At 70.0% G+C, this 9,769-nt stretch carries 14 protein-coding genes; 5 read left to right on the plus strand and 9 right to left on the minus strand.

What is annotated here, in order from left to right:
- Positions 1-62: 62 nt before the first annotated feature.
- Together LCF40_RS02515 and LCF40_RS02520 are read left to right on the plus strand one after the other, a co-directional pair.
- Positions 63-1,553 carry a molybdopterin-dependent oxidoreductase gene (locus LCF40_RS02515; RefSeq protein WP_224827223.1) on the plus strand — a complete coding sequence of 497 codons (1,491 nt, stop codon included), beginning with the start codon at positions 63-65 and terminating at the stop codon, positions 1,551-1,553.
- Between the two features lie 61 nt (positions 1,554-1,614).
- Positions 1,615-1,983 (plus strand): cupin domain-containing protein, encoded by a 369-nt coding sequence (locus LCF40_RS02520; protein ID WP_224827224.1) that lies wholly within the window; start codon positions 1,615-1,617, stop codon positions 1,981-1,983.
- A 12-nt stretch (positions 1,984-1,995) separates the two neighbouring features.
- Here the strand turns inward: LCF40_RS02520 and LCF40_RS02525 are convergent, their stop codons facing one another.
- Positions 1,996-2,607, minus strand: a complete 612-nt coding sequence (locus LCF40_RS02525) for a translation initiation factor IF-2 subunit beta (protein ID WP_114575853.1) — start codon at positions 2,605-2,607, stop codon at positions 1,996-1,998.
- 45 nt (positions 2,608-2,652) lie between these two features.
- Positions 2,653-3,036, minus strand: a complete 384-nt coding sequence (locus tag LCF40_RS02530; protein ID WP_114575852.1) for a DUF5789 family protein — start codon at positions 3,034-3,036, stop codon at positions 2,653-2,655.
- On the opposite strand from LCF40_RS02530, the gene LCF40_RS23110 reads away from it, so the two are divergent.
- Both LCF40_RS23110 and LCF40_RS02535 read left to right on the plus strand, forming a co-directional pair.
- A complete protein-coding gene (locus tag LCF40_RS23110; protein WP_263623529.1) occupies positions 3,035-3,163 on the plus strand; it encodes a hypothetical protein in 129 nt (42 codons plus the stop codon). The genes LCF40_RS02530 and LCF40_RS23110 overlap by 2 nt on opposite strands.
- Positions 3,164-3,346: 183 nt before the next feature.
- Positions 3,347-3,556 (plus strand): hypothetical protein, encoded by a 210-nt coding sequence (locus LCF40_RS02535; protein WP_224827225.1) that lies wholly within the window; start codon positions 3,347-3,349, stop codon positions 3,554-3,556.
- Positions 3,557-3,572: 16 nt separating this feature from the next.
- On the opposite strand, the gene trpB is transcribed toward LCF40_RS02535, so the two are convergent.
- The 7 genes from trpB to rpl7ae form a co-directional block, all read right to left on the minus strand.
- Complete coding sequence (trpB, locus tag LCF40_RS02540) at positions 3,573-4,727, minus strand: tryptophan synthase subunit beta (protein ID WP_114575850.1); 1,155 nt, start codon at positions 4,725-4,727, stop codon at positions 3,573-3,575.
- A gap of 38 nt (positions 4,728-4,765) precedes the next feature.
- Positions 4,766-5,131: a VOC family protein gene (locus LCF40_RS02545; RefSeq protein WP_224827226.1), complete on the minus strand. Its 366-nt coding sequence runs from the start codon at positions 5,129-5,131 to the stop codon at positions 4,766-4,768.
- 37 nt (positions 5,132-5,168) lie between these two features.
- A complete protein-coding gene (locus tag LCF40_RS02550) occupies positions 5,169-5,522 on the minus strand; it encodes a DUF7344 domain-containing protein (RefSeq protein WP_224827227.1) in 354 nt (117 codons plus the stop codon).
- 260 nt (positions 5,523-5,782) lie between these two features.
- Positions 5,783-6,247: a nucleoside-diphosphate kinase gene (gene ndk / locus LCF40_RS02555; RefSeq protein ID WP_114575847.1), complete on the minus strand. Its 465-nt coding sequence runs from the start codon at positions 6,245-6,247 to the stop codon at positions 5,783-5,785.
- Positions 6,244-6,621, minus strand: a complete 378-nt coding sequence (locus tag LCF40_RS02560) for a 50S ribosomal protein L24e (protein ID WP_114575846.1) — start codon at positions 6,619-6,621, stop codon at positions 6,244-6,246. Before LCF40_RS02560 ends, ndk begins: the two co-directional genes overlap by 4 nt.
- Position 6,622: 1 nt before the next feature.
- Complete coding sequence (locus LCF40_RS02565; protein ID WP_114575845.1) at positions 6,623-6,847, minus strand: 30S ribosomal protein S28e; 225 nt, start codon at positions 6,845-6,847, stop codon at positions 6,623-6,625.
- 11 nt (positions 6,848-6,858) lie between these two features.
- Positions 6,859-7,221, minus strand: coding sequence for a 50S ribosomal protein L7Ae (rpl7ae, locus tag LCF40_RS02570; protein ID WP_114575899.1), 363 nt, complete (start codon positions 7,219-7,221; stop codon positions 6,859-6,861).
- A 286-nt stretch (positions 7,222-7,507) separates the two neighbouring features.
- On the opposite strand from rpl7ae, the gene tmcA reads away from it, so the two are divergent.
- Positions 7,508-9,748 (plus strand): tRNA(Met) cytidine acetyltransferase TmcA, encoded by a 2,241-nt coding sequence (gene tmcA, locus LCF40_RS02575; protein WP_224827228.1) that lies wholly within the window; start codon positions 7,508-7,510, stop codon positions 9,746-9,748.
- The last annotated feature ends 21 nt before the right edge of the window (positions 9,749-9,769 follow it).

Genomic DNA, 9,769 nt, shown 5'->3' on the forward strand with positions numbered 1-9,769 from the left:
CGGTATTCAAGGGGGAAACTCCGCGGAAGCTATCACGGGGCATCCCCAAGCCAATACGTATCATGAACACGGCCTCGACGCGGTTCGAACGGGCGGCGACCGGGATCGTCGTCGCGGCGACGTGGATCGCCGCGTCGTTCGTCGTCTCGCCGCTCGTCGGCGGCTTTGCGGTCGTGACCGTCGCCGAGGCGGTCATCGTTCGCTCGCCGGGCTGGCTGTCGTCGTCGGCGATCGGCCTCCTCGGCTTTGCCGCCCAGCCGGCGCTGGTCGCCGGCGTCGTCGCTGCGGTTCTCGCCGCGGCCGCGATTGCGGAGATCGTCCGACCGCGGGCGCCCGACGTGCTCACCCCGGCGTACGCCGTCGCCGTCGCCGTCGCGACGGCGTGGCTGTTTCTCGCGACCGGCGGCGGCCTCTCGATCGGGGTCGCCGTCGCGTTCGTCGTCGCGGTCGGCGCGCCGTATCTCGCGGCACAGTACCTGACGCGCCCGCCGGCACCGCCGAACCGCAGACGGTTCCTCCGCCGGATCGGCGGGGTCGTGGCCGCCGGGGCGGTCTCGGCCGCCGGGCTCCGCGCGCTGTTCTCCCGGTTCGAGTCTGAAGGCGGCGATCGGGCCGGCGAGCCCCTGTCACGGTCGATCTCGCCACCCTCCGGCGACCCCGCCTTCGACTTCGAGGGGATGCCGGCCGCCGTCACGCCTCCCCGGAACCACTACACCATCGACATCAGCGTCGACGACCCCGACATCGACCCGGAATCGTGGAGCCTCGGGATCGACGGCGCGGTCGAGGAGCCATACGAACTGGGCTACGAGGAGCTACGCGGCCACGACGACAGCGTCGAGCAGACCACGACGCTGATCTGTATCTCGAACCCGGTCGGGGGCGACCTGATCGGGACCGCCCACTGGACCGGCGTCCCGCTGTCGTCGCTTGTCAAGGCGGCCGAGCCGGCGGAGGGGGCGGTCGATCTCGTGACCCACGCCGCCGACGGCTACAGCGAGGCGATCCCGCTCGAGCTCGTCGAGCGCGAGGACGTCCTGATCGCCTACGGGATGGGCGAGCAGGCGCTCCCGCGGAGCCACGGGTTCCCGGCGCGCCTGCTCGTCCCGGGCCGCTACGGGATGAAGATGACCAAGTGGATCACCCGGATCGAGGTCGCCGAGGCCGAACACGAGGCCTACTGGGAGCAACGCGACTGGAACGAGCGGGCGATCGCCAACACGATGTCGTACGTCCGCGCCGCCACGCGCGAGGGCGACCGGGTCACGGTCGGCGGCGTCGCCTTCGGCGGGCTCGAGACGGGCGTCGAGGAGATCGCCGGGGTCGAGGTCAGCGTCGACGGCGGCGAGACCTGGAACGAGGGCGAGTTGGAGGCCCAACTGGGCCCCCACGCGTGGCGGCGGTGGCGATACGCGTTCGACGCGCCCGAGGGCTCGGAGTTCGAGGTGGTCGTCCGCGCGATCGAGGCCGACGGCACCGTCCAGACCGACGAGGAGGCGGATACGCTCCCCGACGGGGCGACGGGATGGCATCGCGAGACCGTACAGGTCTGACCGCCCGCGGGAGCCCGCCAACATGGGTGAGGACTATGGGCCCCGCGACCGATCGTCCGCCATGGGCTATCACGTCATCGACCCGGACGACCTCGATCCGCTCCCGGACCGCCCCTCGTCGGCGCGTTCGATCACCGACGCCGCGGGCCTGGACAACGTCGGCATCCGGCGCTACGACGCCGAGCCGGGCGAACAGCTCCCGCTTGCCTACCACGTCCACGGGGAACAGGAGGAAGTCTTCTACGTCCTCGAGGGGACCCTCCACGTCGAGACCCCCGAGCGGGAGTTCGTCGTCGGACGCGGGGAGGCGTTCGTCGCCGACCCGGGGAGCCCCCATCGGGCGCACAACCCGGCGGGCGCCGACGCTCCCGTCTCGGTCCTCGCGGTCGGCGCGCCGGCGGTCGACGACGCCGAACCGTACGACCCCTAACCTCTCGCCCGACTACGCCAGTCGCGAGAACGCGAGGTTGCCCGAGATGTTCTCGACGTAGATCTCGACGACGTCGCCCTCCTCGGCGCCGGGGACGAAGATCGTGTACTCGCCTTTCTCGGCGACGCCGTCGCCTTTCCGTCCCGTCCCGGTGATCTCGACGGTGTACGTCTTCCCTTCCTCGACGGCCTCCTTCTGCTGTTGTTGCTGGCCGCCCGACCGGCCCTTCGTGACGGGTCGGAAGGCCCCACAGGCGTCACACCGTAACATAGGGGTGCGGTCCTCCCGGACGAGGCGGGTGTCGGGGAGGCCACACTCCGAACAGAGGACGTACTCCTCGACGTAGGCGTCGATCGCCGCGCCGAACTCGGTGCCAGAAAAGGAGCCGTTGTAGCGGGCCCGTCCGTCGGCGAACTTCCCGCTGGTCCCCAGTTCGCGCTGGACGAACCGGTGGACGTGTTCGGCTTCCCGCGAGAGCACGTCGGCGATCTCCCCCAGGTTGGTAAACCGGGTAAAGGCGCCGTCTTTCTGTGCGGTCGGGTCGGGGATGTCGAGACGCTCCTGGTCCCCGCCGATGTCGGGGACCTCCTCCATCGCACGGTCGAGACTCGAGCTATAATCCATACCCTTAGTGGGGGTCGGCGACGTAAATCCGTTCTGCTCTCGTCCTCAGTGCTGGTCGCCGCCCGCGTCCGACAGCGACCCCTGACTCTCCTCCTCTATGCTCTCGAGGTCGCGTTCGGGGTTCGCTTCCGCCGGACCGCCGGCCTCGCCGGTGATCTCGCCATGGACGGCCTCGCGGGCCTCCTCGGGGGTCTCGAACTCCTCGTTTGCCAGCCGGTCGAAGACGCTTCCCAGCGACTCGGTCTCGTTGGGCAGGTCGATCGGATCGTTGGCGTACTCGACCGCCAGCTCCTCGCCCGTGACGGGGTACTCCAGGCCGCCGAGGTGGGATTCGACCTCCTCCAACACCGCCTCGGTCCGGTCGGCACGTTCGGACTTCCGTGCCTCCGCTCGATCCTGGGCGCGGTCGCGGCTGGGTCCGTCGCTCATGGCCGACGGTACGGCGGCCGGCCCGAAAAACGGGCTGCCGGCGAACGCGGGGCTCGTGGGGGTCGGCGACGGGACCTCCAGCGGCGGGGCCTCCCGGTCGGAGGAATCCACGACGGACTTATCATGAGCTATTAACTAGTAACACACATGACCCGGACGCACGCCTGGATCGCGGCGATCGCGCTCGGCATCGGCGTCGCCGGAGTTGCCTTCCTGACCGCCGGCGCCCCTCTGCTGGCCGTCTACGCCGGAGGGTTCTTGGGCGATCGGGGCGGGACTGGCCGTTCACAACGCGGACTCGATCCCGGGATTGCTACGGAGCGATTCCGACTGGGGATCGGGCCCGCGGCTCTGGTCGGGCGCGTTCGGCGGGCTGTCGGCGCTCGCCGTGACCGGCCTGATGGTGCCCCAGGTGCCCGTAGCCGTCGATCTCGCGTTCGTCCTGGGGCTGTTCGTCGTCGGCGTCTCGGTGACGATGGCGAACGTCGGCACCGGCCTCGCGCTCGCACTCGCCGAGTAGTCGTCGGCCGGCGGAACTACTGGAAGGAGAACTTCTCGGCCGCGGTCGCCATGTCCTTGTCGCCCCGTCCCGAGAGGTTGACGAGGATCGTGTCGTGGGCTCCTTCCTCGGCGAGTTCGATCGCCCGCGCGACCGCGTGGCTCGACTCCAGTGCCGGGATGATCCCCTCGGTCTCGGCCAGTTCCCGGAACGCCGCCAGCGCCGCCTCGTCGGTGACTCCGGTGTACTCACACCGCCCGACGGCCCGGAACATCGCGTGCTCGGGGCCGACGCCCGGGTAGTCCAGTCCCGCCGACACCGAGTGGACCTCGACGTCGTCGTCGATGACCCGGGTTCGCATCCCGTGGATCGTGCCGTCCTCGCCCCGCGCGAGGGGCGCGGCGTGGCGATCCGACTCGCTTCCCTCGCCGCCGCCCTCGGCGCCGTAGAAGTCGACGGGATCGTCCCGGAAGGCGTGAAAGAGGCCGATGGCGTTCGAGCCGCCGCCGACGCAGGCCACGGCGGCGTCGGGCAATTCACCTACTCGCTCGCGGAACTGTTCTCTGGCCTCCCGGCCGATCACGCTCTGGAAGTCCCGGACCATCCGCGGGAACGGGTCGGGGCCGACGACGCTGCCCACGAGGTAGTGAGTGGAGTCGACGTTCTCGGCGAAGTCCTCCAGGGCGGCGTCGACCGCATCCGCGAGCCCCGCGCCCCCGCGAGTGACCTCGGTTACGTCCGCGCCCATCAGGCGCATCCGGAAGACGTTCATCTCCTGGCGGGCGACGTCCTTCTCGCCCATGTAGATCTCCGTCTCCAGGCCCAGCAGGGCGCCGACCATCGCGGTCGCGACCCCGTGCTGGCCGGCGCCGGTTTCGGCGATCAGGCGCTCTCGGCCCGCCCGTTTGGCGAGCAGCGCCTGGCCCAGGCAGTTGTTGATCTTGTGGGCGCCGCCGTGGAGGAGGTCCTCGCGCTTGAGGTAGATCTCCGCTCCGTAGCGCTCGCTCAGGTTCGCCGCGTGGTACAGCGGGGTCGGTCGGCCCGCGAAGTCCTCCAAGTATCCCCTGAGTTCGGTCTGGAACGCCTCGCTGTCGCCGACCTCGTCGTAGGCGGCCGCGAGCGTCGCGAGCGGTTCGAAAAGTGGCTCGGGAACGTGTCGGCCGCCGTAACCCTCGAACTCTCCCTCGGACATGCCCGGAGAAGGGGAGCCGACCGTCATAAATCCGCCCGCTACTCCTCGATCAACTCGACGACGTAGCCGTCGGGATCGGCGACGAACGCGACCCGAACGTCTCCGAACTCCGTGGGCTCTTCCTTTAGCTCCCCGCCGTAGTCGGCGACGAGTCGATCGACGGCGTCGTCGATATCGTCGACGGCGATCGCGGTGTGATCGAACCCCTCCTTCGGGCTCGGGCCCGCGGAGACCCCCTCGCCGTACTTGAACTGGATCTCGGTGTCGCTCTCGCCGGCCAGGAAGTAGTTCGTGACGCCGTTTCGCTCGAACTCCCGGCTGCGCTCCAAGCCCAGACCCTCGGTGTAGAACGCTTTCATCGCCTCGACGTCGTCGACCCGGATCGCCGCGTGCAGGACGTCCATGCGGGCCGCTCGCCCGGGGCTCTCAAAAGCCTGCCGGCTACGAACGCTCCTTGTACCGGGCGTGCTCCAGCCACTCCTCGATCGAGGGCTGGCGCCAGTAACGCACCGTCCCGGATCTCGCGTCGTGTTCGATCACGCCTGCATCGGCCAGTTTCGGGAGGTGGACGTGTTCGAGCGCGGCCCGGACCGACGCCCGCCCCGGCTCGCCCGGACCGTCCTCGAGACGGGAGACGTGTTCGACGAGGTCGTCTACGGTCGCGACGCCGTCGCGGGCCTCCGAGAGGTAGTACAGCGCGTACCGCCGCTGGCGGTCGGCGAGCAGATCGAAGACGAGATCGAGCGACGGCGCCTCCCGCACGAGGCGCGCGGTCGATCGCTCGGTCTCACGCATCCACACACCACCTACCGTGAGTTACCATTCGTGACCACCGATGCGGGCTACTCCCCCATCGACATTAGTTGTTGTGTCCCTCCAACATACAATATGTCCGGTCGGCGCCAGGAGTCGACGGAGGCCGATCGGCCGGCGAACCGGCGACAGCTCTCACGAGACAGTCCTTCTCGCTCCCGAGAATCGAGTAATACAACCGACCGGTCCGGGAACCGACCGGACGACGGCGCCCTCCGGCCGCGAGGCTCAGTGCAAGCTCGTTACTCGTAGAGCCACTCGGCGTCGTGGGCGTCGTACTCCGTCAGTTCGTCCTCGTCAAAGTGGAGTCCGATCTCCCGCTCGTTGGCGCCCTCGTCGGCGTGGTCGGCGGCGTGGACGACGTTCCGGCCGAGGTCTAACGCGTAGTCGCCCCGGATCGTGCCGGGGTCAGCCTCCGCGGGATCGGTGTCGCCGATCATCCGGCGGACCTGCCGGGTCGCGTCCTGGCCCTCCCAGACCATCGGGACGACGGGACCGGAGGTGATGAACTCGACGAGGTCGTCGTAGAACGGCTTGTCCTCGTGTTCGCCGTAGTGCTCTTCGGCGCGCTCGCGGGGCATCGTCTCGACTTTGATCCCGACGAGTTTCAGACCACGCTCCTCGAGCCGGGAGATCACGTCGCCGACGAGCCCGCGCGCGAACGCGTCGGGCTTGACCATCACGAACGTGCGCTCGTGGTCGCTCACTGGTCTCCGTCCTCCTGGGCGTCGATCCCGTCTGCGTCCTCGCCGCCGTCGCCCTCCTCGCTCTCGTCGTCCTCGTGGACCTCGTCCTGGGGCTCGGTCTCGGCTTCGACCCGGTCGCTGGTCGCCGTCTCGCCGTCGTCGTCGAACTCGCTTTCCTCGGCACGGTCCGGGTCGGTCGCGGCGTCGGCGGGGCCTTTCCCGCGACGGCCCTCCTCGGTCCACTCGAGGTCTCTGGGCTCGCGGCCGAGCTTGTAGTTCTTCTCGGCTTTCGAGTCGACGAAGTGGAGGATCGAGCCGTCGGTTTGGACGTACATGATGCCCGTGCCGGGCTCGATCTCCTCGCCGGTGTAGTCGCAGGTGCGGTGTTCGACCATCCTACTGGCCCCCGATGGAGTCGGCCTCGCGGGCGGTCTCTCGGAGCTGGACGATGTCGCCCTCGCGGACCGGCCCGAGGCAGTTCCGGGTGATGATTCGACCCTGGTTCTCTCCCTCCTGGATCCGGCACTTGACCTGCATCGCCTCGCCGTGCATGCCGGTCTTGCCGACGATCTCGATGACCTCGGCCGGCGTGGATCCGCTTTCGCCCTCTTCAGCGCTCATCTCAATTCACCTCAGTCGAGGTCCTCGAGTTTGCTTGCGATCTCGGAGACGTCGTCGTCGGCCTCGCCGGGATCGACGATGGCCGCCGCGGCCGAGCCGACCTCGAGGCCGGCGGCGTGGCCGACGTCGTCCTGGGTCTCGACGAAGACGACCTCGATCCCCTTCTCCTCTGCGAGTTCGGGAAGGTGCATGACAATCTCCTCGGGGGAGACGTCTTCCGCGACGTAGACGAGGTCGGCGTTGCCTCGCTCGATCGCTTTGGTCGTTTCGTTCGTTCCTTTCTTGACCGTTCCTGTGTCCCGGGCGACCTCGAGGGCCTCTAAGGCGTCCTCGGCGAGGTCGGCCGGCACGTCGGTGGTTACGTAGACTGGCATTGTGGTCACCTCCCGCGCGTGGGCTCGCGCTCCCCTGCCGTCCGGGCGCGTCCCGGGCCGGGGTACCGGCGGAGTTCCTGTAGGGCTAGGAGCATCATCAACCCCGCGCAGGCTGTACGACCACGTAGCGTATCACCCTTTAAAAGCGTGTTCAAACGGACGAGGGGGTGAGAGCCCCCCGCACGCCCGTTTCGTTCACGATCCGTCCCTTTTTCGCCCCGATCCGTCCCGTTGGGTCCCGAGGAAAACCGAGGAGGCTTTTCGCCCGCGCCGACAACTGGACGGTATGGACGTCGAACGTGCCGCCCTCGCCCTCTCGGCGGAAGCCCGGGAGGTAACCGAGCGGCGGCTGCTCGTGCTCGCAGGCGACCGCGAGCGGGGGTACGACGCCCTCGAAACCGTCCTCGAGGCGCTCCCGGTCGGGATCGGCGAGACGACGCTCGTCGGTCCCGACGACCGGCTCCGGTGTGAGCACCTCAAAACGGCCGAAAGCGGCCGGCTTCTGGGGGCGACCCGGTCGGTCGTTGCCGTCGACGCCCACGCGACGCTCCGGCCGAACGCCCTGGGTAGCGTCGTCGGGGCAGTCGACGGCGGCGGCCTGTTGATCCTGCTTGCGCCCGCCCTCGAGGGCTGGCCCGACCGCCGGGACGGGTTCGACGAGTCGCTCGCGGTTCCGCCGTTCGGCCTCGAGGACGTGTCGGGTCGGTTTCGCGAGCGCCTCGTCTCGACCCTGGGGGCCCACCGCGGGGTCGCGATCGCCGACGTCGATCGCGACCGGCTCCTCCGGGACGGCCTGACCCATCCGACCCCGCGGCTTCCCGACGAGGGCTTCGAGCTCCCCGACGATCACCTGTTTCCGACGGCGGCCTACGACGCCTGCCTGACGGGGGATCAGGCCGACGCGCTCGCGGCGTTCGAATCCCTCGTCGAGCCGGAGCCGAGGGCGGTCGTCTGCGAGGCCGACCGCGGCCGCGGGAAGTCGAGCGCTCTCGGGCTCGCCGCCGCCTGCTTCGCCGCCCGCGGCGAGGACGTTCTCGTGACCGCGCCGGCGTTCCGGAACGCCCGCGAACTGTTCGATCGGGCCGAGGAGTTCCTCACGGAACTCGACTCGACGACCGAGCGCCCCGAGCCGGGCCAGGTCGACGCGGGCGACGGCTCCGTCGAGTTCCGCCCCCCCGAGGAGGTGGTCGAGGCGGCCGGGGCGGGCGAGCCCGACCTCACCTTCGTCGACGAGGCCGCCGCCGTCCCGGTCCGACGGCTCACCGACCTGCTCGCGGCCGACCGGCTCGCGTTCGCGACGACGGTCCACGGCTACGAGGGCGCGGGCCGGGGGTTCTCGGTTCGCTTCATGGACCGGCTCGCCGAGAGCCGCCACGACGTCCGGGAACTCGCCCTGGCCGAGCCGATCCGGTACGCCGCGGGCGACCCCGTCGAGGCCTGGGCCGGCCACGCCCTCGAGCTCGGCGCTCGCCCCGCGGTCGGCCAGGTCGTCGCCGACGCGACCCCCGAGACCGCGAGCTACCGCCGGCTCGACCCGGACGAACTCGCGACCGACGAGACCCTCCTCGGGGAGGCGTTCGGCCTGCTCGTCCTCGCACACTACCGGACCGAGCCCGACGACCTGGCCAGAGTGCTCGACGCGCCGAACCTCCACGTTCGGGCGCTGACCCACGACGGTCACGTCGTGGCTGTCTGTCTGCTCGCCCGCGAGGGCGGGCTCTCCGCCGAGTGGCGCGCGGGGATGTACGAGGGCGAGCGCATTCGAGGAAACATGATCCCGGACGTGCTCACGAGCCAGCTCAGAGACGAGGAGGCGGGCCGGCTCCGGGGGCTGCGCGTGATGCGGATCGCGACCCACCACGCCGCCCGCTCGAGGGGCCTCGGCTCGCTGCTTCTCCGCCGGGTCCGCGAGGAGTTCGGGGACGCCGACTGGCTCGGAACCGGCTTCGGCGCGACCCCCGAGTTGGTTTCCTTCTGGGACGAGAACGGCTACGGCGCGGTCCACTGTTCGACGACCAGAAACGACGCCAGCGGCGAGTACTCGACGATCATGCTCGCGCCGACGAGCGAGGCCGGCCGAGAGCTCGCCGACCGCCACGGAGCCCGCTTCGCCCGGCGCTTTCCGGCGATCGCCTCCGACTCGCTGTCGGATCTCGACCCCGACGTCGCCCGCGGTCTACTCGAGAGCATCGACATCGATCCGCCCGCCCTCTCGCTTTCCGACGGCGAGTGGCGGATCGTCGCCGGCAGCGCCTACGGTCCCGGCCTCTTCGACGTCGACCCCGGCCCCTTTCGGACGCTGGTCGTCCGCTACTTTCTCGACGGGCGGGAACTGGGGCTCTCCGCGCGCGAACGACGCCTGCTCGTCGCCCGCGTCCTCGAGGCCCGCGAGTGGGCCGCCGCCGCCGACCTCCTGGGGTATCACTCGACGGGCCAGTGTATGCGGGCGCTCGGCGACGCGCTCTGCCCGCTGGTCGATGCCTACGGCGGCGAGGCCGCCCTCGCGGTCAGGGACCGCTTCGAGTGAAGGCTTGGCCCTGCAACCAGG

It is taken from the genome of Saliphagus infecundisoli (assembly GCF_020177375.1).
Lineage (GTDB): Archaea > Halobacteriota > Halobacteria > Halobacteriales > Natrialbaceae > Saliphagus > Saliphagus infecundisoli.